The organism is Nocardia lasii (assembly GCF_042658545.1).
GTDB classification, from domain to species: Bacteria; Actinomycetota; Actinomycetes; order Mycobacteriales; family Mycobacteriaceae; genus Nocardia; species Nocardia lasii.
This window is the reverse complement of record NZ_JBHSQN010000010.1, coordinates 235,372-256,742: the sequence shown is the minus strand read 5'-3', so window position 1 is coordinate 256,742 and position 21,371 is coordinate 235,372. Positions and strand designations below refer to the sequence as shown.

Annotated in this window: 23 protein-coding genes; 18 read left to right on the top strand and 5 right to left on the bottom strand. The window is 66.8% G+C overall.

The genetic code is table 11. From position 1 onward, the window contains the following. Positions 1-184: 184 nt before the first annotated feature. The 8 genes from thrS (at position 185) to ACFP3H_RS15720 (ending at position 9,185) form a co-directional block, all read left to right on the top strand. Entirely contained in the window at positions 185-2,248 is a 2,064-nt protein-coding gene (thrS, locus tag ACFP3H_RS15755; RefSeq protein WP_378606205.1) for a threonine--tRNA ligase, read from the top strand. Further along, a complete protein-coding gene (locus ACFP3H_RS15750; protein ID WP_378606202.1) occupies positions 2,245-2,799 on the top strand; it encodes an ATP adenylyltransferase in 555 nt (184 codons plus the stop codon). The genes thrS and ACFP3H_RS15750 overlap by 4 nt, the downstream gene beginning before the upstream one ends. Positions 2,800-2,878: 79 nt before the next feature. Next, on the top strand, positions 2,879-3,556 hold the full coding sequence (gene pgsA, locus ACFP3H_RS15745) for a phosphatidylinositol phosphate synthase (protein WP_378606199.1): 678 nt from the start codon (positions 2,879-2,881) through the stop codon (positions 3,554-3,556). After that, positions 3,553-4,470 carry a phosphatidylinositol mannoside acyltransferase gene (locus ACFP3H_RS15740; protein ID WP_378606196.1) on the top strand — a complete coding sequence of 306 codons (918 nt, stop codon included), beginning with the start codon at positions 3,553-3,555 and terminating at the stop codon, positions 4,468-4,470. The genes pgsA and ACFP3H_RS15740 overlap by 4 nt, the downstream gene beginning before the upstream one ends. Then, the gene (locus ACFP3H_RS15735; RefSeq protein ID WP_378606193.1) at positions 4,467-5,591 is read left to right on the top strand and encodes a glycosyltransferase family 4 protein; all 1,125 of its coding nucleotides are present in this window, start codon (positions 4,467-4,469) and stop codon (positions 5,589-5,591) included. The genes ACFP3H_RS15740 and ACFP3H_RS15735 overlap by 4 nt, the downstream gene beginning before the upstream one ends. Next, a complete protein-coding gene (locus ACFP3H_RS15730; RefSeq protein ID WP_378606427.1) occupies positions 5,591-6,637 on the top strand; it encodes an NUDIX hydrolase in 1,047 nt (348 codons plus the stop codon). The genes ACFP3H_RS15735 and ACFP3H_RS15730 overlap by 1 nt, the downstream gene beginning before the upstream one ends. Positions 6,638-6,783: 146 nt before the next feature. Continuing rightward, positions 6,784-7,704, top strand: a complete 921-nt coding sequence (gene pdxS / locus ACFP3H_RS15725; protein WP_378606190.1) for a pyridoxal 5'-phosphate synthase lyase subunit PdxS — start codon at positions 6,784-6,786, stop codon at positions 7,702-7,704. Between the two features lie 218 nt (positions 7,705-7,922). Further along, the gene (locus ACFP3H_RS15720) at positions 7,923-9,185 is read left to right on the top strand and encodes an ATP-binding protein (RefSeq protein ID WP_378606187.1); all 1,263 of its coding nucleotides are present in this window, start codon (positions 7,923-7,925) and stop codon (positions 9,183-9,185) included. Between the two features lie 62 nt (positions 9,186-9,247). Here the strand turns inward: ACFP3H_RS15720 and ACFP3H_RS15715 are convergent, their stop codons facing one another. From ACFP3H_RS15715 to ACFP3H_RS15705, 3 genes are read right to left on the bottom strand one after another with little or no spacing between them, the layout of a single operon-like run. Continuing rightward, positions 9,248-10,090 carry a hypothetical protein gene (locus ACFP3H_RS15715; RefSeq protein ID WP_378606184.1) on the bottom strand — a complete coding sequence of 281 codons (843 nt, stop codon included), beginning with the start codon at positions 10,088-10,090 and terminating at the stop codon, positions 9,248-9,250. Then, positions 10,087-11,490 (bottom strand): hypothetical protein, encoded by a 1,404-nt coding sequence (locus tag ACFP3H_RS15710; protein ID WP_378606181.1) that lies wholly within the window; start codon positions 11,488-11,490, stop codon positions 10,087-10,089. The genes ACFP3H_RS15715 and ACFP3H_RS15710 overlap by 4 nt, the downstream gene beginning before the upstream one ends. After that, the gene (locus tag ACFP3H_RS15705; RefSeq protein WP_378606178.1) at positions 11,487-11,810 is read right to left on the bottom strand and encodes a type VII secretion target; all 324 of its coding nucleotides are present in this window, start codon (positions 11,808-11,810) and stop codon (positions 11,487-11,489) included. Before ACFP3H_RS15705 ends, ACFP3H_RS15710 begins: the two co-directional genes overlap by 4 nt. 260 nt (positions 11,811-12,070) lie before the next feature. Between ACFP3H_RS15705 and ACFP3H_RS15700 the strand changes: the two genes are divergently transcribed. From ACFP3H_RS15700 to ACFP3H_RS15680, 5 genes are all read left to right on the top strand, one after another. Next, on the top strand, positions 12,071-12,337 hold the full coding sequence (locus tag ACFP3H_RS15700; protein WP_378606175.1) for a hypothetical protein: 267 nt from the start codon (positions 12,071-12,073) through the stop codon (positions 12,335-12,337). Between the two features lie 180 nt (positions 12,338-12,517). Further along, positions 12,518-12,823 (top strand): hypothetical protein, encoded by a 306-nt coding sequence (locus tag ACFP3H_RS15695; RefSeq protein WP_378606172.1) that lies wholly within the window; start codon positions 12,518-12,520, stop codon positions 12,821-12,823. Continuing rightward, the gene (locus tag ACFP3H_RS15690) at positions 12,820-13,461 is read left to right on the top strand and encodes a DUF3558 domain-containing protein (RefSeq protein ID WP_378606169.1); all 642 of its coding nucleotides are present in this window, start codon (positions 12,820-12,822) and stop codon (positions 13,459-13,461) included. The genes ACFP3H_RS15695 and ACFP3H_RS15690 overlap by 4 nt, the downstream gene beginning before the upstream one ends. 2 nt (positions 13,462-13,463) lie before the next feature. Then, positions 13,464-14,804, top strand: a complete 1,341-nt coding sequence (locus tag ACFP3H_RS15685) for a hypothetical protein (RefSeq protein ID WP_378606166.1) — start codon at positions 13,464-13,466, stop codon at positions 14,802-14,804. Next, positions 14,801-15,514: a hypothetical protein gene (locus ACFP3H_RS15680; RefSeq protein ID WP_378606163.1), complete on the top strand. Its 714-nt coding sequence runs from the start codon at positions 14,801-14,803 to the stop codon at positions 15,512-15,514. Before ACFP3H_RS15685 ends, ACFP3H_RS15680 begins: the two co-directional genes overlap by 4 nt. Positions 15,515-16,012: 498 nt before the next feature. Here the strand turns inward: ACFP3H_RS15680 and ACFP3H_RS15675 are convergent, their stop codons facing one another. Next, the gene (locus ACFP3H_RS15675) at positions 16,013-16,798 is read right to left on the bottom strand and encodes a hypothetical protein (RefSeq protein WP_378606160.1); all 786 of its coding nucleotides are present in this window, start codon (positions 16,796-16,798) and stop codon (positions 16,013-16,015) included. A gap of 109 nt (positions 16,799-16,907) precedes the next feature. Here ACFP3H_RS15675 and ACFP3H_RS15670 point away from each other — a divergent pair, with 109 nt between their 5' ends. From ACFP3H_RS15670 to ACFP3H_RS15660, 3 genes are all read left to right on the top strand, one after another. Then, positions 16,908-17,642, top strand: coding sequence for a sulfite exporter TauE/SafE family protein (locus ACFP3H_RS15670; RefSeq protein WP_378606157.1), 735 nt, complete (start codon positions 16,908-16,910; stop codon positions 17,640-17,642). Between the two features lie 28 nt (positions 17,643-17,670). Then, positions 17,671-18,453, top strand: coding sequence for an inositol monophosphatase family protein (locus tag ACFP3H_RS15665; RefSeq protein ID WP_378606154.1), 783 nt, complete (start codon positions 17,671-17,673; stop codon positions 18,451-18,453). A gap of 152 nt (positions 18,454-18,605) precedes the next feature. Next, a complete protein-coding gene (locus ACFP3H_RS15660) occupies positions 18,606-19,109 on the top strand; it encodes a WKL family lipoprotein (protein ID WP_378606151.1) in 504 nt (167 codons plus the stop codon). A gap of 66 nt (positions 19,110-19,175) precedes the next feature. Here ACFP3H_RS15660 and ACFP3H_RS15655 read toward each other — a convergent pair whose 3' ends face one another. Further along, positions 19,176-19,784, bottom strand: a complete 609-nt coding sequence (locus tag ACFP3H_RS15655) for a nucleoside/nucleotide kinase family protein (RefSeq protein WP_378606149.1) — start codon at positions 19,782-19,784, stop codon at positions 19,176-19,178. Positions 19,785-19,864: 80 nt separating this feature from the next. Here ACFP3H_RS15655 and ACFP3H_RS15650 point away from each other — a divergent pair, with 80 nt between their 5' ends. Further along, positions 19,865-20,686: an acyl-CoA thioesterase gene (locus tag ACFP3H_RS15650; protein ID WP_378606146.1), complete on the top strand. Its 822-nt coding sequence runs from the start codon at positions 19,865-19,867 to the stop codon at positions 20,684-20,686. A gap of 44 nt (positions 20,687-20,730) precedes the next feature. After that, positions 20,731-21,351 (top strand): pyridoxal 5'-phosphate synthase glutaminase subunit PdxT, encoded by a 621-nt coding sequence (gene pdxT, locus ACFP3H_RS15645; RefSeq protein WP_378606143.1) that lies wholly within the window; start codon positions 20,731-20,733, stop codon positions 21,349-21,351. The last annotated feature ends 20 nt before the right edge of the window (positions 21,352-21,371 follow it).

The following is a 21,371-nucleotide window of genomic DNA, read 5'->3' as shown; positions in this document are numbered from 1 at the left end:
GAACACGGTCGACCACCCCGGTGGCGTGGTGGCCACCGGGGCTCGGACCGGGCGCGGCGCGAGGTCATCGACACCGGTGTCGGACACGCCCGATAGCATGGGGCGGCGCGAGAGTCGCCGCGCGCGAGGCCGGATCCCCGGCCCCGAACACCCGGACTGACCCGGACATAAGGAGAACATTCCCGTGACCACCTCTGCACCCCTGAGCCCAGTTGCCCTCGTTCGAGTGCAGGCCGGGACTACCGCGGGCGCGGCGGTGCGAGAAGCGGGACTGCCGACCAAGGGTCCCGACACGATCGTGGTCGTGCGCGACGCCGAGGGCGCGCTCAAGGATCTGTCCTGGATTCCCGAGGAAGACGTCGAGGTCGAGCCGGTCGCGGCCGACACCGAGGACGGGCGCAGCGTGATCCGGCACTCGGCCGCGCACGTGCTGGCCCAGGCGGTGCAGCAGGAGTTCCCCGACGCCAAACTCGGGATCGGCCCGCCGATCAAAGACGGCTTCTACTACGACTTCCAGGTCGACAAGCCCTTCACCCCCGAGGATCTGGCCAAGCTGGAATCACGGATGAAGAAGATCATCAAAGGCGCGCAACGCTTTTCGCGTCGCGTGGTCGAGATCGACGAGGCCCGTGTCGAATTGGCGAAAGAGCCGTTCAAGCTCGAGCTGATCAGCGACAAGTCCGGCATTGACGATCCCGAGATCATGGAGGTCGGCGGCAACGAGCTGACCATCTACGACAACCTCGACCCGCGCACCGGCGAGAAGATCTGGGGCGACCTGTGTCGCGGCCCGCACATCCCCACCACCAAGTTCATCCCCGCCTTCAAGCTCACCCGCTCCTCGGCCGCCTACTGGCGCGGTGACCAGGACCGCGAGGACCTGCAGCGCGTGTACGGCACCGCGTGGGAGTCCACCGAGGCCCTCGACGCCCACCTGGCCCTGCTGGCCGAGGCCGAGCGCCGCGACCACCGCAAACTGGGCCTCGAGCTGGACCTGTTCTCCTTCCCCGACGAGCTCGGTTCGGGCCTGCCGGTGTTCCACCCCAAGGGCGGCATCATCCGCAAGGAGATGGAGGAGTACTCGCGCCAGCGCCACATCGACGCGGGCTACGAGTTCGTCAACACCCCGCACATCACCAAGGGCGCGCTGTTCGAGACCTCCGGCCACCTCGACTGGTACCGCGACGGCATGTTCCCGGCCATGCACCTCGACGCCGAACTCAACGACGACGGCACCGTGCGCAAGCCCGGCCAGGACTACTACGTCAAGCCGATGAACTGCCCCATGCACAACCTGATCTTCCGCGCGCGCGGGCGCTCCTACCGGGAACTGCCGCTGCGGATGTTCGAGTTCGGCTCGGTGTACCGCTACGAGAAGTCCGGCGTGGTGCACGGTCTGACCCGCGTGCGCGGCATGACCCAGGACGACGCCCACATCTACTGCACCAAAGAGCAGATGCACGGCGAACTCACCACCACCTTGAACTTCGTGCTCTCGCTGCTCAAGGACTACGGCCTCGAGGACTTCTACCTCGAGCTGTCGACCAAGGACCCGAAGAAGTTCGTCGGTTCCGACGAGCTGTGGGAAGAGGCCACCGCCACCCTCGCCGACGTCGCCGCGGCCTCGGGCCTGGACCTGGTGCCCGATCCCGGCGGCGCCGCGTTCTACGGCCCGAAGATCTCCGTGCAGGCCAAGGACGCGCTGGGCCGCACCTGGCAGATGTCGACCATCCAGCTCGACTTCAACCTGCCCGAACGGTTCGAGCTCGAATACACCGGGGCCGACGGCGCCAAGCACCGCCCGGTGATGATCCACCGCGCCCTGTTCGGCTCCATCGAACGCTTCTTCGGCGTGCTCACCGAGCACTACGCCGGCGCCTTCCCCGCCTGGCTCTCGCCGGTGCAGGTCGTCGGCATCCCGGTGGCGGAGAACTTCGCCCCGCACCTGGACGCGGTGATCGAGCAGCTGCGCGCCGCCGGGGTGCGCGCGCAGGTGGATCGCAGCGACGACCGGATGCAGAAGAAGATCTTCAACCAGACCGCGCAGAAGGTCCCGTTCATGCTGCTGGCCGGCGCCCGTGACGTGGAGGCGAACGCGGTGAGCTTCCGCTTCCGCGACGGCACCCAGGTCAACGGCGTGCCGGTGGCCGACGCGATCGCCACCGTCACCGCCTGGGTCGCCAACCGGGAGAACGCCTCGCCGACGGCCGAGGGGTTCGAGGTCGTCTCCGCGGCGGTGGGGTCATGACCGAGAACCTCGCGTCCGACGCGGGCTCGATCCTCGACGCAGGCGCCGGTCACCCCGACCGGTTGCAGCGACTGTGGACCCCGTACCGGATGTCCTACATCACCGGTGAGGTGCGGCCCAAGGACGCGACCGGGCACCCGTTCACCGATATCCCCAAGATGTCGGACGAGGACGGGTTGATCATCGCGCGTGGCGAACTCGTCTACGCCGTGCTCAACTTGTACCCGTACAACCCAGGGCACATGATGGTGGTGCCGTACCGCCGAGTAGCCGACCTGGAGGACCTCACGCCCGCCGAGAGCGCGGAACTGATGGCCTTCACCCAGCGGGCCATCCGGGTGATGAAGCAGGTCTCGCGACCCGCCGGATTCAACGTGGGTCTCAATCTCGGTGGTGTGGCCGGTGGTTCGCTTGCCGACCACCTGCACCAGCACATCGTTCCGCGCTGGGGCGGGGATGCGAACTTCATCACCGTGGTCGGCGGGGTGAAGGTCATGCCTCAGTTGTTGCGCGACACGCGACAGCTGCTGGCGGAGGCATGGGAGGCGTAGATGTGTGATCATCGCGCAGCCGCGCACATCGAAGCCGACCGGGTGCGGGTGTCCCGCGGGTCGCAGGAGGAATAAACACGTGCTCAGCTTCTTCGGCCGCCAGACGTTTGCGAAAGCGACTGCGCCGCTGGGCAAAGCGCTCGTCTCGACCGGGTTGACCCCGGACGCGATGACACTGATCGGGACCACCGCGACGATCGCGGCCGCGGTGACCCTGTTTCCCACCGGACACCTGTTCTGGGGAACGATCGTCATCTGGCTGTTCGTCATGTTCGACATGCTCGACGGCGCGATGGCTCGCGCGCGCGGCGGCGGCACGAAGTACGGCGCGGTCCTCGACGCCACCTGTGACCGGGTGGCCGACGGCGCGATCTTCGCCGGGCTGGCCTGGTGGGCGGTCTATCACGAGCACAGCAGGCAACTGTTCGCGGTGACCCTGGTCGTGCTGGTCACCTCGCAGGTGATCTCCTACGCCAAGGCCCGCGCCGAAGCCAGCGGACTCTCCGCCGACGGCGGGCTCATCGAGCGCCCCGACCGGCTGGTTCTCGTGCTGGTCGGCGCCGGGCTCACCGGCATCGGCGGGCACTGGGGGATCGAGTGGTTGACCTGGGCCGTCTATGTGGCGATGTGGGTGTTGGCGGTGCTGAGCGTGGTGACGGTGTTCCAGCGGGTGCTCGCGGTGCGTAACTCGCCGGGGGCCCGCGAGGTCATCCCGCCCGCGCCGCAGCCGGACGCGGCCCCGGGATCGGCCTCGTGAGCATCACCGATCAGCTCAGCGACTGGGGGTACGCCGCGGGCTGGGGGCTGGTGCGCGCGGCGCCGGAATCCGTGGCGCGCAAAGTCTTCGACTTCGGCGCCGACCGGGTGTCCAAGGACGGTGGCCCGGAACAGTTGCGCCGCAACCTGTCTCGCGTTCTCGGCGTGCCGCCCGAGCAGGTGCCCGACGAGGTGATGCGGGCGAGCATGCGCTCCTACGCCCGCTACTGGCGCGAGGCGTTCCGACTGCCCACGATGGACCACACCGCGATCGACTACTACGTCGGCGGCCTCGAGCACGTCGACGCCGCCCTCGACGCCGGTCGCGGGCTGATCCTGGTGCTGCCGCACTCGGGCAACTGGGACATGGCCGGGGTGTGGTTGGTGCAGCACTACGCCTCGTTCTCCACCGTGGCCGAACGGTTGAAGCCCGAATCGCTGTTCGAGCGGTTCGTCGCCTACCGCGAGAGCCTCGGCTTCGAGGTGTTCCCGCTGACCGGTGGCGAGGAGCCGCCGTTCGTGGCACTCACCGAACGCCTGCGCCAGAACCGGATCGTGTGCCTGATGGGCGAACGCGACCTCACCGGCAAGGGCGTGCCCGTCGACTTCTTCGGCGAACGCACCTGGATGCCCGCCGGGGCGGCCAAGCTCGCCATCGAGACCGGGGCCGCGCTGGTCCCGGTGCACGGCTGGTTCACCGTCGAGGACGACGGCACCGAGGGCTGGGGGCTCAAAGCCGAACCGGCACTGGATGTTTCGGGTGGGGTCGCCGCCGCCACGCAGGCGCTGGCCGACCGGTTCGCCGCCAATATCGCCGAACACCCCGCCGATTGGCACATGCTGCAACCACTCTGGGAGGGCGACCTCTCGCCGGAACGCCTGGCGCGCATCACCGCGAGCGGGGGATCGCGATGAAGATCGGCATGATCTGCCCGTACTCGTTCGACGTGCCCGGCGGCGTGCAAGCCCACGTGGTCGAGCTCGCGCGGGTGTTCATCGAACGCGGACACAAGGTGAGCGTGCTCGCCCCCGCCTCCGACGACACCCCGCTGCCCGACTTCGTCGTCTCGGCGGGTCGCGCGGTCGCGATTCCCTACAACGGGTCGGTGGCGCGGCTGTCCTTCGGCCCCATGGCCTACACCCGGATCCGGCGCTGGATCGACAGCAACGACTTCGACGTGCTGCACATCCACGAACCCAACGCCCCCAGCCTGTCGATGCTGGCGCTCAAGATCGCCGAGGGTCCGATCGTGGCGACCTTTCACACCTCGACCACGAAGTCGTTGGTGCTCAGCACTTTTCAGGGCGTGCTGCGCCCGTATCACGAGAAGATCAGCGGCCGGATCGCGGTCTCGGAGCTGGCGCGACGCTGGCAGGTCGAGGCACTGGGCTCCGACGCGGTCGAGATCCCCAACGGGGTCGACGTGTCCGCGTTCGCGCGCGGTGAGCGCCTGCCCGGCTACCCGCGCGCGGGCCGCACGGTGCTGTTCCTGGGCCGCTACGACGAACCACGCAAGGGCATGGACGTGCTGCTCGGCGCGCTTCCCGAACTCATCGGCCGCCATCCCGACGTCGAGATCCTCATCGTCGGGCGCGGCGACGAGGAACGACTGCGGCGCGAAGCCGGCGAGCACGCCGAACACCTGCGCTTCCTCGGGCAGGTCTCCGACGAGGAGAAGGCCGCCGCGATGCGCAGCGCGGACGTGTACGTGGCCCCGAACCTGGGCGGCGAGAGTTTCGGCATCATCCTGATCGAGGCCATGGCCGCGGGCACCCCGGTGGTCGCCAGCGAACTCGACGCCTTCCGGCGGGTGCTGCGCGACGGCACCGCCGGACTGCTCACCCCGATCGGCGACTCCGACGCGCTGGCCACCGCCATCGACACCGTGCTCACCGACGCGGCGACCCGCGAACGGCTCGTCACCACCGCCTCCCAGGTGGTCGCGGGCTACGACTGGCCCGTGGTGGCCGAACAGATCCTGCGCGTCTACGAGACCGTCACCGTCGGCGACACCAGGGTGCGGGCCGCCGGATGATCACCTTCTCCGCCACCACGGTCCTCGTTCTCGGACTGATCGCGCTGCTGGTGTTGGCCCTCGGCGTGTGGGCGTACTCCACCGCCAACCGCCTCGACCGGCTGCACGTGCGCTCCGACCAGTCCTGGCAGGCGCTGGACTCGGCACTGGCGCGGCGCGCGGTGGTCGCGCGCGCGGTCGCCATGGCCGTCGCCGGACCGGTCAGCACCGACCCGCGCCACGCCGAACGGGCCGCGCAGCTCGCCTCGCTCGCCGATCGGGCCGAACGCGCCGATCGCGGCGACCGGGAGACGGTCGAGAACCAGCTCTCGGCCGCGCTCACCCTGGTCGACATCGACCACCTGCGCCCCCAACTCGTCGCCGAACTCGCCGACGCCGAGGCCCGCGTGCTCATCGCGCGCCGCTTCCACAACGACGCCGTGCGCGACACCCTGGCCCTGCGCACCCGTCGACCGGTGCGCCTGCTGCACCTGGGCGGCACCGCGCCGCTGCCGCACTACTTCGAGATCACCGAACGCGCCACCCCGGCCGCGGCCACCGGCCTGGTCGTCCACACCACCCGCACCTCCGCGCGAGTGATCCTGCTCGACACCCAGGACCGGGTGCTGCTGCTGCGCGGACACGACCCGATGATCCCCGAGGTCGCGTTCTGGTTCACCGTCGGCGGCGGCGTCGAACCGGGGGAGAACCTGCGCGACGCGGCCGTGCGCGAGATCTACGAGGAGACCGGCCAGCGCGTCGACCCGGGCGCCCTGCGCGGTCCGCTGTGGCGGCGCGTGGCGGTGTTCCCGTTCAACGGCGAACTCATCCGCTCCGAGGAACTGTTCTTCACCTTGCGCTCGCCCGGCTTCCAATGGCGACCGGCCGACCTCACCGCGCTGGAACGACGCACCATCACCGACCACCGCTGGTGCTCGGCCGAGGACATCCGCGCCCTCGACGCCGCGGGCGAGGCCGTCTACCCGTACCACCTCGACGAGCTGCTCACCGAGGCGATCACCGCCGCCACCGACGACACCCAACACGTGGTCCGCTCGATCCGCTGATAGCCGGTCGAGCAGGCCAGCGGGGGCGGTGTTCGCATACGCGCTGGTCGTGACAAGGCCAGTGGTGCTCAACTGGCTATGAAGGCCGAAATCGGGCAGCTCTAGAATCGACACCGACCACACACCGAGCGACTTGATTGGCGCCCATGACACAGGAGACAGCCGTGACTACGCCTGAGACCACCAACACCGTCGGCACCGCCCGCGTGAAGCGCGGCATGGCCGAGATGCTCAAGGGCGGCGTGATCATGGATGTGGTCAACGCCGAGCAGGCCAAGATCGCCGAGAACGCCGGCGCCGTGGCCGTGATGGCGCTCGAGCGGGTGCCCGCCGACATCCGCGCCCAGGGTGGCGTGTCGCGGATGAGCGACCCGGACATGATCGACGGCATCATCGAAGCCGTCTCCATCCCGGTCATGGCCAAGGCCCGCATCGGCCACTTCGTCGAGGCGCAGATCCTGCAGAGCCTGGGCGTGGACTACATCGACGAGTCCGAGGTCCTCACCCCCGCCGACTACGCCAACCACATCGACAAGTGGAACTTCACCGTTCCCTTCGTCTGTGGCGCCACCAACCTGGGCGAGGCCCTGCGTCGCATCACCGAGGGCGCGGCCATGATCCGCTCCAAGGGCGAGGCAGGCACCGGTGACGTGTCCAACGCCACCACCCACATGCGCACCATCCGCGGCGAGATCCGCCGCCTGAGCTCGCTGTCCGAGGACGAACTGTTCGTGGCCGCCAAGGAACTGCAGGCCCCCTACGAACTCGTCCGCGAGGTCGCCCAGTCCGGCAAGCTCCCGGTCGTCATGTTCACCGCAGGCGGCATCGCCACCCCCGCCGACGCCGCCATGATGATGCAGCTCGGCGCCGAAGGCGTCTTCGTCGGCTCCGGCATCTTCAAGTCCGGCAACCCCGAACAGCGCGCCGCCGCCATCGTCAAGGCCACCACCTTCTACGACGACCCCGACGTCCTGGCCAAGGTCTCGCGCGGCCTCGGCGAAGCCATGGTCGGCATCAACGTCGAAGAAATCCCCCAGCCCCACCGCCTCGCCGAGCGCGGTTGGTGAATTGTCGCCCGAAGGTGTTCGGGCAGTAGGTAATTCCGGTGGGCCCGTCCGATATGGACGGGCCCACCGGCGTCTCTAGGCTTGCCTCGAACGGTGTGATATGTGTCACTGACAATTTGCAGAAACAGCGACTTCGAGGTTGCAGAACAGCGACTTGGGTTCGGCAGAACAGCGACTTGATGCTTGCAGATCAGCGACTTGTGCGGTGTCATGGTGGCGTGACCTCAGCAAACATCCTGTTCAGGCATGCCCTCCCGTGGGCGACTGAGCTCGTCGAGTCTTTTCCTGCCGTGGTGATCGAGGGCGCTCGACAGGTAGGCAAGAGCACGCTCGCCACGATGCTCGTCGAGAATTCGCAACGCCCCGGGCGTTACCTCACCTTGGACGACAACATACTGCGGGCCGCCGCGCAGAATGATCCGCAGGCCTTCGTGAATCAGCTTCCCGACGGATTGCTCGTCATCGACGAGATCCAGCGTGCCCCGGAACTGCTGCTACCGATCAAGGCGTCCATCGACCGACACCGCACTCCGGGAAGGTTCCTCCTCACCGGATCGGCTGATCTGCTTCGACTCGAACGGACACCGGACTCGCTCGCGGGCCGAGCTGTCACACTGCCGCTGCGGACTCTGAGCCAGGGCGAGATCAACGGCCGCCTCGATGACTTCGTGACCCGGTTCCTCGCCGGCGTGGACCCTTTCGACGTCCGCTCGGACGTCTCCCGCGCGGACTATGCGAATCTCCTTGCCGCAGGCGGGTACCCGGAGGTCTTTCGACGGTCACCGCGACTGCGCAGGGCCTGGTTCGACGGCTACGTGGACCGCATCGTCCAGCGCGATGCCCGCGACGTCCGGCGCCTTGTCGATGGCAATCGGTTGGCCACCGTCCTACGTCTGATCGCAGCAAACCAAGCCGGTGAGGTGGTCCGCGCCCGCCTCTCCCGGGACGCGGACGTCCCTGAGACGACGATGACCGCTTATCTCGACCTCGTCGAGACGCTGTATCTCGTCGAGCGGATCCGGCCGTGGACCGGAAACCTCACGGCACGCCAGGTCGGCAAGGCGAAGGGGCTCATCACCGACTCCGCGCTCGCGATGCATCTGGCCGGCGTCACGCCCGGCCGTGCCGCCGCGCTCGTCGGCGGTGGCGAACTGCTCGGCCCGCTGCTCGAAGGTCTCGTGGTCTCCGAATTGCGCAAGCAGCAGACCTGGAGTGACACCAGATTCTCCGTCTTCCACTACCGCGAGTCATCAGGGGCCGAGGTGGACGTTCTCCTGGAGCTCGACGACGGCCGAGTCCTCGGCCTCGAGGTGAAGGCGAAGCAGACGTATAAGCCCGAGCACTTCCATGGCCTGCAGCGACTTGCCGAGCGACTCGGTGACCGGTTCCTCGGTGGGGTCGTGCTAGGCACCGCGGACCACGGCGTGCGATTCGGCGAAAACCTCGTCGGGTTACCTATCGCCGCCCTCTGGGAGCTCTGACCGGGGATCCGGCGTTCGGCTCGACCCGCGACGCAGCCCGTAGAGCGCGGCAATGAAGAACTTCACATCGTTCTCATAGCCATGCGGGCTTTCGGATCCTCCGGATCCAGAAGGCCGCCAGATTCGATGCGGTCGATGACGCGATGATCGGCGAGCTCGTCACGCAGCTCGGGGTGCCGGTGGTAGAAGCGGACAAGCCAAAAGGTGGCTGCGGCACCGACGGACGGCCAGCGGGGGTCGAGGCCCGCGCCCTGTCCGGAACCCTCTGGCCCGCATTTCACGGATACACTGCTGACCTTGCTTCGCCCGCCCGCCGGGACTGTCACATCGGTAATATCTGAAAAGTTCAGTGTTGTGCGTCCCGCGAATGTCCGCTTGAACGAAATTTCGGTTGGAGTAATAATCAGTCTGCCGATCGGTGCTTGCGTGACTGATCTGAGAAGATCGATGACTCCGTACACGAGGGCGGCCCCCGCGAAAAATGGGAAAAATGTTCGCTGCCCGTCGGTGAGTGGCAAGTCCATCTCGCCGGAAGGCACCGTGACTATGAATACGGAAGCAGCCACGGTGCCACATAAAAGCATGGCAATATTGGTGAGCTCGATCGGGCGCGCAGATTTGATCGAAAGCCTGCCATCTGTTACGGAAACTCGTGACAGTACTGGAGGTTTATTGTGTGATTGTCTGATCAATAGCAGTAGATGGACGCACATCAGCACTGACGTCAGACCTAGTGATATGAAGAAGATTGCCTTCGACCACTCGCTCTGCTCCGTCGACCCGACCGCTTGAAGCAGGAGGAACACTCCGAATCCTGCGATGAACGCAAGGAACGGATACTCCCACCATCGGGCCGTCTCCCACTCGCCCGGGGCCGGGTAGGAGAATTCTTTCTCGGCGCTCAATTGCAAACAACCTTCTCACCGAATTTCGACCCTGCCCAACCGAATGTCCATGTGCCCAAGGCGCCCCCTACGAAGGAGCCGAATGGGCCACCCTTCGCTCCTGCCACCCCTCCCATCCAGCCTCCCGCAGCACCTGCGAGCCCGGATGTTCCCGCGACGCACTTCTTATGCCAGTCTTCTTCCTGGATGACGTCCCATCCGGCCACCGCGAGACTGAGGCCCGGGCCTAATACTTTCGCTCCAACGTGGAGTTTTCCTGTTTGGGATGGATCGAGGATCGGAATTCCCTTGCTGTTCTCCAGGGCATTTCCGGTATATGTTTCCAGCGCGCTCAGACCCGAGCCCACCGATGTCAGGTACGGGTGGGTGAAGAAGCTTGATCCGTCCGCGTTCGGTGTGAAAATGGGGCTGTTTTCCGGTATCGGGAAGGTTTCGCCCGTTCTGAGGTCCGTTACCGTTCCGCCCGTTTTCCCGTCTTTGTCCTTCCAGACTGTCACTTTAGCCTGTCCCGGCGTTTCAGTGGTGGTAGTGGTAAGTCCGGTGTAGCGGTTCTCATTCGTGGATGTCGTGGATTTCAGTTCGCCGGAAGGATCGTACGACGAGGCGATTGTTAGGCCCCAGTCTTTATTTGTCAGGACGACTTGTTTGCTGCCGTCCTGCATAGTCATTGTGGTAGTTATCGAACCGTTTATGTCGGGTTCTCCGGTATCGGTGTGGCGGACCGTAATTGCCGCCTCCAGTTGCTGAATCTCGCGCTGGTCCGTACGGCCTTGCTCAGTGCTCGGGTCCGGTACTCCGGTGCGAGGCAAGTACTCGGAGCCGTAGGTGACTCTGGTGGGGTCCATCTCGTAGTCTTTGTTGACTCGGCTGACGAGGAACGACAACTTCGTGCGGATTTCGTCATCGGCCTTGCCGAGTTCGGTGACCAGTGGGTTGAGTTGTTCCTGAAATGCCGTCTGGGCTTGTTTGAGCACCTTGAAACGCGCATCGTCCATAGGCTCGGGCTTCAGGACCACGATCCAGAGATCGTTCACTTCCAGCGGGCCGTTTTCGATGGTCGCGATCAGGCTGTCGAGGCGCCCCTTCACCGACGACAATGCGTCATAGGCTTGGTCGGCGATGTTCGAGACGCCTTGATGGCTCGAGCGCTTACCGGAGTAGGCGATGTCGGCGAACTCACCGGCATGTTTCGCGGTCCGGACGAACATGTCCTCGGCAGCGGTGTGCGCCGAGCCCTCCCATCCACGCATCTCGGGAAGATTGGTGCACTCGTGCCGCAACGTCTGTACGGCCATCTCGAGATCCTGTCCCGCCATCAGGACCGTTTTGGACTTCTCGAGCAGGCCGTTGATGTCCCAGGTCGCGAATATCGGACGTGTGGGTATGAACTGGAGGCTCAACTTCCCAGCCCCCAACCTTTGGCGGTGGGGTCAGAGTTCTGCAGGGCCCGGAAACTTGCTGCCAGGTCGTCGTCGGCCACCTCGTAGGTGCTGGCCGCGCCGCGCACGGCGGTCCCCATGGATGCGATATCGCCGGCGAATTCGTTCAGTGGCGTGCGAACTACCTCACCGGCTCGGCGGGCGGCCCACTGAGCTTGCGAGCCGGGCAGCCCCTCGAAGACCGCGGCGATCTTGCCGGCCAGGTCAGTTGCCGCGACGGTCTGCGATGCCTCGTCCACCGAGTTGGCGAATGTTCGTAGGATCGCCGGATCAACCAGCATGATTACCCCCTCGCCCCGATCGCCGGGGCCTCGAATCCAGTCGAGACACGGTAACAAGCCTCGATCCACCTGCCAACGCGCTTCATCCCGGCGCCACCTGCCAGAGAATCCGAACCGGTTACCGAGCACTCGAAGTGTGCGCACGCCAACATCCAGGTGATAACGCCGGAGGTGGGTCGGCATGATGGTGGCTGGGATGGCTGCCCTGTGTGGCAGCATGGTCACTCGTCCGACAGGTTCATGATCGAAGGAGTTGATCCGTGAGCGACCCGTACGCGGGACTCCCACCCGAGTATCTCGCCCTCCTCGATGCGAGCGAACAATCCGCCGTTGCCGCTGCTCCGACAGTCGACCAGAGTGCCAGTCCCGCAGTGGATTCCCAGCGGAGCCGACAGCCAACCCTCGAAGAGGAGGAGGCTATGGACAGCTATTACCAGCGCGAGAGCTGGTTGGAGCATGGTGGTGACCGGGGGCCGAAGAAGGCTGAGCCCACAACCTACTGGTCTCCTACTGTCATCGGTGAGTGACAGTAGGAGCGACCTGGTCAGGTGTAGTTGGTGGCTAGAGATGCGTCGGTGACGGCCGCTCAGCTGGTCGATGGTCCGGTACAGTAAGCGCGAAATGACGGCGTCAGGGGGGCGGAAATGTCTGCGGGTGGGGGTGCGGCGGATGAGTTGTGGCGGGCCGCGACGTCCGGGCAGTTGCGCATGGACAGCGACGCAGCGCGACGGATTGCCCAGGGCTACCAACGCTTCGCGGACCAGTGTGACGGTTGGATAGACGATGCCAAGGAATTGCAACGACTGTCGGGGTTCGGGGGTTTGACCTCCGCGCAGCAGTTACAGCAAGGATTCGAGCGCAAGGCCTTCGGCTTGGTCGAGGTCTTGCAGTCGATGAAGGCTGCGGCCCTGCGCATGGCGGCCGGATACCTGCAAGCCGGTGAGCTGTTCGAGGAGGTCGATGCCATGAACGCGCGCGCGCTCAAAGCTGCTGTGCAGGAGGTGGATTCATGAATTCGAAGCGATCCGTCGGGATTGCGGTACCGCTGTCGGTGGTGATGGCGGTTCTGCCTGGATGCTCATCGAATACGCCGGATTCCACGGAATCTGCTTCTGCGCCAGCGGTGGCGCTATCGGAATCCCCGGCCCGGCCGACGTTGACGAATCCGGCATTTCAGCCCCCGTCCCAGGACAACGAGTACACACGCTCGAGTGGCCGGCCGAAGGTCGTGTACGACCCGTGCACATGGCTCAGTGACGACGACGTGATCGCAGCAGGGTACCCAGCTCAATCACGTAAACGCGGCGCAGATCTCGTAGCGGAATACTCGTTTCTCAACTGTCGTTTCCAGACCGATGCTGTATCACTGAGCGTGATGTCCGGAAACGTGACGTGGGACGAGGACCAGCAAAAAAACGGCACCTGGCTGCAACCGACGACCGTAAATCGCAGACAAGCCGCAATGGGACGAGAGCCGGAAACTATCAGGACCGGTGTCAAGGACTGCGAAGTGCACATGCGTACCGCCGTCGGCGTCGTCTTCGTCAGCACGCGGCTCAAGATCCAAGGTGAGGCGCAGGATCTCGACCCCTGTGCCGATATCATGGGCGTCGCCTCGATCGTCGAAGAGTCGATCGGCGAGGGAAACTGACGATGTCCGATGACGAGCTGAGCCCTGAACTCACCGGCATGCTCTTTCCCGGTTTGGATCCGTCGGTCACCCGCGCCATAGTCGCTGCCAATCAGCAGCAGTCGGGCTCCGAGAAGCAGCAGAAGCACGTCGGCCACGACGGTACCGATCCGGCCTATATCACGGCAATGGAAGCGTTCGAAGGCCTCTCGCACGTCGACATCTACGCCAAAGTACAGCAGATGCAGCCCGGAGTTATGCAGCAGTTCGGGGACCAATGGCTCAACATCTCGACCGAGATCTCGGGCGCCGCGGCTGGTTTGACCCTGCAAACCATGCAGGCATCGGCGGATCTGGAAGGAGCGATGGCCGATGCGGCGGCAGCAGCGGGAAAGCGGTTCCTGACCGAGATCGCCGACGTCCACGAAGTGGTCTCAACAGTCGGGCACCGAGTCAAGGCCGCCGCCTTCGGTGCTGAAGTGGTGCGTAAGACCGTGCCCGCACCGGTAGGCGATACTCCGAACATTGTGGCTGACAGCACGATTCCGCCTTCGGTCGCTGTCTTGCTGGATGCCGCGTCGCCCGGCGCGACGAGTTCGGCTGAGCAACAGAAGGAAGAACTGCGGCTACAGGCCGTCGCGGCGATGAACTCCGGATACAAGCCCACGTTCCGACCTGCGGGGGAAAACGTCCCGACCTTCGTGGCGCCTACGGTACCTGGTGAAGGTGGCGATCCGAGTGCGGCGTCGCCCGGCGGTAGTGGCGCGGGAGGCGGCAGCGGCCGGTCGGAGCAGAGTTCTGACGACCAAGTCAGAACTCGGGCTCAGCAGGATAAGGCTCCGCAGGATGAGACTATCGACGATGAGCAATCGCCTACTGCGGCAACGGATTCCGGCAATAGTTCGACGAACCCGACGACCTCCGAGCCGTCAACGAGCGACCCATCGAACACAGCTCCGGCATCGACAATGCCCGCGATGAACGCCGCAGCCCCCAGCGGAACCTCGCCGGGTATCGGCTCAGCCGGGTCCGGTGCGACGGGTCCAGGTACCGGAGCTCCCGGATCCGGTACCCCAGCGGTCGGCGCGCCTGTTCCCGGGCGGAGCGTCGCAGGCACTCCGGTGGCCGCGTCGGCAACACAAGCAGGTGCTGGTGGTTCCGCGAATGGTCGGAGTATGTCGCCTGGGATGATGCCTCCGCCTGGCGCGCGCGGCGGTAAACGATCAGAAGATGAGGAACACCAGGCTCCCGAGTATCTCCGGGGCTTCCATCGTGAACTTCTCGGGGACGAAGAGGCGACGGTTCCGCAAACGCTTGGCGCTGATACCCCTGCCGCCGCACCGGAAGAGGGTCGGGATCGGTGAGTTGGGAGTTCACCGTCGATGAGTTCGCGCATCTATGGCATGCCGAGACCCGTTCGGACCGTTGTCCTTTCCCGATGATCATGCGGTCAACCGCGCAGTGGGAGTACGAGCACGAGCGGCTGACCGCAGCGGCACGTCGGAAATGGCCACCGGGAGCTGATTCGGATCTTGGCGCCGCGCTGCGGCACGCGGCGGATCCGGCATCGGCGTTCACGTTGCTCACGACCGCAGGGCAACCAATCCGAGCCTACGGTGCGCGAACCGGCGACCACGCGGTGCTGCTGCGACAATTGAGTTCTGGCGCCGACCACAGCGGGAATGTCATCGTCTATGCGGGCGCGAGCGATATTGTGGCGAAAGGCTTCGCGAGCTTTCTCGGCAAGGTTCCCGCAGGTCGACAAGGACCGCTCGTCGAAGATGTCGACAGGTTGACTCGGCATTTCGATTCATGGCAGCGCCCGGCTGACTCCACTGCCGAGCGAATGCGACAACTCGCCCGTGCGCCACGTGTCGGCGCCGGACATATCGAGGCGCGGGTAGGTCTACATACCAGCCGCCCGCATCCGGCCCGCTATGTCCGCTGGTTCGACGTCACCAGCGACGGACGGTATCTGTCCTATCGCAAACACAACGACCTTCACATCGAACCTGCCGACACTGCCGCTGTCGGACGGGCGATTGCTGCCCTCGCGGTGGTGAGCACAGGCTGACATCTCCCGATCGCCCAAGTTCGTGACCGAGCAGAGCGAAGTACCAGCTCGATCAGTGCGCGCACCGAGAACGTGGCCGATCCCAGTCGGGCGACCCGGTGTAGGGCGGGTACGCCTTCACCTGGTCGTGCACGCGGACCGCCCGAAAAATTGAAGACCGGCCCTGGACCTACCGAGGTAGGCGGAACCGGTCGTGATGAATTGAGGCTAGCGTGACGCTACGCACTGCGCTCGTCTCGTCCCGCCGCCTCGCCGGGCGCGGTTGGTGAATTGCCGCCCGAAGGTGTTCGGGCAGTAGGTAATTCCGGTGGGCCTGTCCGATATGGACGGGCCCACCATCGTCTCCGGTCTCGGCTGTTCGTTGTGATGTAGGTCACCGATATCCTGCAGAATCGGCGACTTCGAGATTGCAGAACAGCGACTTGGAGCGCCGGCGAAGATGTTCCAGTCGGTGGTGAAGTAGCCGTTCGGCACGGGCCGGCGACCGCGCGGAGGGGACTACGGCTGGCCCGTCGCGTCCTCGGTGTCGGTGGTGAGGGCGTCGGCGAAGTTTTCGGCGTAGCCGAGGATCAGGTGGCGGTGGGTGGGGAGTTGGAGGGCCAGTTCGTGCCAGGCGATGGCGGTGGGGGAGCCGTAGAGGTGGGTGAGGTCGGTGATCAGGGCGGCGGCCTGTTCGGCGGTGGGTGGGGTGGGGCGGGCGAAGGCCAGCAGGGAGGCGCCGATGGCGAGGTGGCGGTAGCCGTGGGCGGCCATGCGCACGATGACGGTGTGGTTGTCGTAGGTGGACCAGTCGTCGGCGAAATAGCCGTTGGGGATGCCGGCGATGGCGAGGTCGTCGCGGTCGACGGGGACCCGCTGGATCAGGACCACGTCGTCGACCACCCGATCGGGACAGCGGTTGGCGGCGACGAGGGCGCTGAGTTCGTCCTCGCTCGCGGATCGGGTGTCGCGCAACGACTCCCACGGCACCCGCGCCTCGGGGTCGTCGAGCAGGGCGGCGATCCGGGCCACGGTCGCGTTCTCGGCGCGGTGGGCGGCGACCGGATCGTCGTGGTCGATGTCGTCGTCGTGGTCGAGGCCGAGGGTGGCGTGCATGGACGTGTACGCGCACTGACCGAGGTCGTCGAGCGTGCACACGATCCTGGCATCGGGATGATCCATGCGGACGAGTTCGGCCGCGTCGAGCAGTTGCGCGAAGGTGGTGACGTCGTCGAGGCGGGCAACGGTGTTGGAATCCAGCCGGTCACGTCCCACGGGTGGTTCGCCCGGCTCGAAAGTCGTCATCTGCACCCGACCATCCTCACACGGCCCACGGCGTGTCGGAGTGATCCCGGCGCCGGGCGCGCGGACGCCCCGCAGTTGCTGCCATCTGGGCATACCGTACAGTCGGTCCGTGACCGCGCTCGACTTCTTCTTGCTGGTCGTCGCGGGATTCTTCACCGGCTTGATCGGTTTCGTCACCGGGATGGCCTCGATCGTCTCCTATCCGGCGCTGCTGGCTGTCGGTTTGCCGCCCGTGGCGGCCAATGTGACCAACACCGTGGCGATGGTGGCCGTCGGTGTCGGCGCCACCGCGAACTCCGGGCGCGAACTGGTCGGCCGAGGACCCACCCTGGTGCGCTGGGCGATCCTCTCGGCCGTGGGTGGGGTGCTCGGCGCGCTGGCCCTGGTGGTCGCCCCCGACGGCACCTTCGAAACCGTGGTGCCGTTCCTGGTGGCCGTCGCCTCGCTGGCACTGCTCGTCCAACCGCTGGTCCGACGCCACGTCGGCGAACTGAACGCGCCGTGGATCGTGCCGCTGGGCATCTTCCTCATCGGGATCTACGGCGGCTACTTCGGCGCGGGCGCGGGCGTGATCTACCTGTCGATGATGCTGCTGTGCACCTCGGAGTCGATCTGGAGCGCCTCGATCCTCAAGAGCTTCCTGCTCGGCATCTCCAATCTGGTCGCCGCGATCGGCTTCGCGATCTTCGGCCCGGTCCACTGGGGCGCCGCCCTGGCACTGGGCGCGGGCGCGTTCGTCGGCGCCTGGTGCGGACCCCCGGTGGTGAAGGTGATCCCCCCGAACGCCCTGCGCGTCGGCGTCGGTGTCGGCGGCATCGGCCTCGCGGTCTACCTCGCCACCTAGGACACGTCGCGGTCCGTAGCCTGGGCCCGTGCACCAGTCAGACAGCGAAACAGCCCTCCGCGCAACACAAGTCGCGTCGGCGGCGATCCGCTCGGCGTTCCACGGCCCGCTCACGCGCTACGCCAAAGTGGGCGACGATTTCGCCACCCAGGCCGATATCGCCGCCGAGCAGGCCATCCTCGACGTGCTCGCGACAGCATGTCCGGGGGACCGCTACGTCGCCGAGGAATCCGGAATCACCGGGGCGGCCGACAGTCCGCGGACCTGGTTCATCGATCCACTCTGCGGGACCAGGAATTTCGCGGTCGAGACCGCGCTCGTCGCCGTCAATGTCGCCCTCCGCGACGGCGCGATGGTCACCGCCGCCGCGACCGCGGACCCGTTCGCCGACGAGATCTTCTGGACCGACGGGCGGGGCGCTTTCCGGCGCGTCGACGGCCACGACGAACCGCTGCGCCCCCACGCCGCGAGCCGCCTGGTGGACATCGACCTCGACAACCCGTTCCCCTGGTCGACCCCGGCCCGCCTCTTCGACGCCGCGGGCTTCGCGGGCGAGTTCCATCCGCGCGTGCTGTCGACCTCGCTGGCGCTGGCCTGGGTCGCGGCGGGTCGACGCGCCGCCTACGTCACCGGCGGCGACCTGCGCGACAGCGTGCATTTCACCAGCGCGATCGCGCTGTGTCAGGCGGCGGGCTGCGTGGTCACCGGGCTCGCCGGGCAACCGCTGCACACCGCGCCGCACGGCTTGATCGCCGCGGCGGACGCCGACACTCACGCGCGACTCGTCGAGGCGGTCACCGGATTACGTTGACCGAGCTCACAGATCCACTTTGTCCGGGTCTCAGAATTTCCTCACACTCGCTGGGTAGCGTCCGGGGCCGTGGCATCGAGGCCTGCGCTGTGTGGCGCCGGTTCGGGGCCGTCGCCCCCGGGCGAGAAGTCGATCCGAAGTGAGGACAGTGGATGATGTTTCGTAGGACCGGACGAGTCGTGATCGTGGGTCTGGCAATGGTCGCGGCCCTCGGGCTGAGCGCGTGCAGCGACGACAAGGGCGACAAGCCCGCTGCCAAGACCACCACCAGTGCGAGCGCCTCGAGCGCGGCCGCCCCCACCGCGGAGCTGCCCGCCGTGCCGACCGTGGAGCAGCTCAACGAGCAGCTCACCACCGCGCTCGACCCGACGGTCCCCAACGACCAGAAGCTGGACTTCGTCCAGGGCATCGAGGCCGACCCCGAGCTGCCCAACCGCCTGGCCGAGGCCGCGACGGCGGCCAATGTCCAGGTGCAGGTCACCGAGGTGACCTCCTTCGGTGAGAGCGTCACCGCCAAGGCGAACTTCACCGTCAACGGCCAGACCAATGTCGTGGACGTGCCGTTCGTGGCCGAGGACGGCAAGTGGAAGGTCCAGAAGTCGTGGGCCTGCACCATGCTCACCAACCTGGGCCAGACCTCGCCCGCCTGCGCCTGATCATCGACGCGCGAGCCCCGTTCGGACCTGGTCCGGGCGGGGCTCGGTCGTTGTGTCGCACGGGATTCAGTGGCGCAGCGCGGCCCGGTCGGGATGGTCCCAGCGCAGCGTCCAATTCGCCCGCTCGGGATTGTCCGTCTCGTGCTCGCGCAACGGCGGCAGGGTCCAGTGCTGGTCGGCGGGAGTGCGGCGCGCGGCCGCCGAGGCGCTGAGTTCCAGGCGGATCGTGCGATCGAAAGCCAAGCCGCGCCCCAGCAGCATCGGCCCGGCCACCACCAGCACCAGATCGGCGGGCGCCGGTCGCATCGCCGCCCGCGCCGAGCGATCGCGCTCCTCGTCCCACAGCGCGGGCAACCACCGGCCGTGCTCGCGCAGTGCGTCGAGCAGCTCGCGCCGCATCGCCTCGTAGTCGAACCACGCTGTGCGATAAGACCATTCGTCGTCGCGCCCGTACTCCATCCGCAACGACGCGGGCCGCACGAAGTCGTGCGCCGAGACCACCGCGCCCGAGCGGCCGCCCGCGCCGAGCGCGTCCACGATCCGCTCGGCCAACTCCACCGGCGCCGCCGCGTCGGCCCCGTCGACGGCGAGCACCCGCCGCCCCGGCAGCGTCGCGAACTCCGCGGCGACGAGGCGGGCCACGGCCGTGGGGGAGGTGGGCGTGAAGGTCGGCACCGGTCCATCTCAGCAAATCTCGGGCCGTTGCGGGAGAGCCGGACATACCGCCCGGTCGGGAAGGCGATAATCTCGAGCGCATGGCGACAATCGAAGAGGCGCTCGCGATCGAGCGGCTGGAGCGCGACATCTTCCGCGGCGCGTCCACGGAGTCCCAGCTACCGCGCACCTTCGGTGGTCAGGTAGCGGGACAGGCACTGGTCTCGGCGGTGCGCACGGTGGACCCCAGTTTCCAGGTGCACTCGCTGCACGGCTACTTCCTGCGACCGGGCAACCCGGAAGAACCCACCGTCTACCTGGTCGAGCGCATCCGGGACGGGCGGTCGTTCTGCACCCGCCGCGTCACCGGCGTGCAGGACGGGCAGGCGATCTTCATGATGTCGGCCTCGTTCCATCACGGTGACGAAGGGCCCGAGCACCAGGACGTGATGCCCGAGGTCGAGGGGCCCGAGAACCTGCCCGACGCCAGCGTGACCATGACCCCCGAGCGGCTGTGGGCGATGCGCGAATGGGAGCACTGGGACATCCGCACCGTCCCGCCGGAACAGATCTCCCAGCGTGACGGCGCCGTGGCCCAGCAGCAGGTGTGGTTCCGCTACCGGCACCCGCTGCCCAACGACCCGCTGTTCCACGTGTGCACGCTGGCCTACATGAGCGATATGACCCTGCTCGGCTCGTCGAAGGTCATCCACCCCGACGAGGACACCCAGAACGCCTCGCTCGACCACGCCATGTGGTTCCTCCGCCCGTTCCGCGCCGACGAATGGCTGCTCTACGACCAGTCCTCGCCCTCGGCCGGCTACGGTCGCGCGCTCACCGGCGGCAAGATCTGGGACCGCGAGGGCAACCTGGTCGCCGCGGTCGTCCAGGAGGGCCTGATCCGCACCCCGCGCAAGAAGTGAGCGTGAGCGGGCCCACATCGACCGCGCTCGTAAGCTCGACGACTGTGAACGCGACCTCCACCCCGACCCGGCCGACCATCGGCGTGCTCGCCCTGCAGGGCGACGTGCGCGAACACGTTGCCGCGCTGCGACACTGCGGCGCCACGCCGGTGCTGGTGCGGCGCGAGTCGGAGCTGGCTGCCGTGGACGGGCTGGTGCTGCCCGGTGGCGAGTCGACCGCGATCTCGAAGCTGCTGCAAGCGTTCGACCTGCTCGAACCGCTGCGGGCGCGACTGCGCGACGGGCTGCCCGCGTTCGGTTCGTGCGCGGGCATGATCCTGCTCGCCTCGGAGGTCCTCGACACCCGCGCCGACGCCCAGCACCTGTCCGGGATCGATATGACGGTGCGGCGCAACGCCTTCGGACGTCAGGTCGACTCGTTCGAGACCGACCTGGACTTCACCGGGCTCGACACGCCCGTGCGCGCGGTGTTCATCCGGGCGCCGTGGGTGGAACGGGTCGGCGACGGCGTCGAGGTGCTCGCCCGCGTGCCGCACGGTCCCGCGCAGGGGCGCATCGTCGCCGCGCGGCAGGGCAATGTGGTGGCGACCTCGTTCCATCCCGAGGTCACCGGCGATCTGCGCGTGCACGAACTGTTCGTCGACCTGGTGCGCGCGGCGCGGTGAAAGCCCGCGTCGGCGTGCGT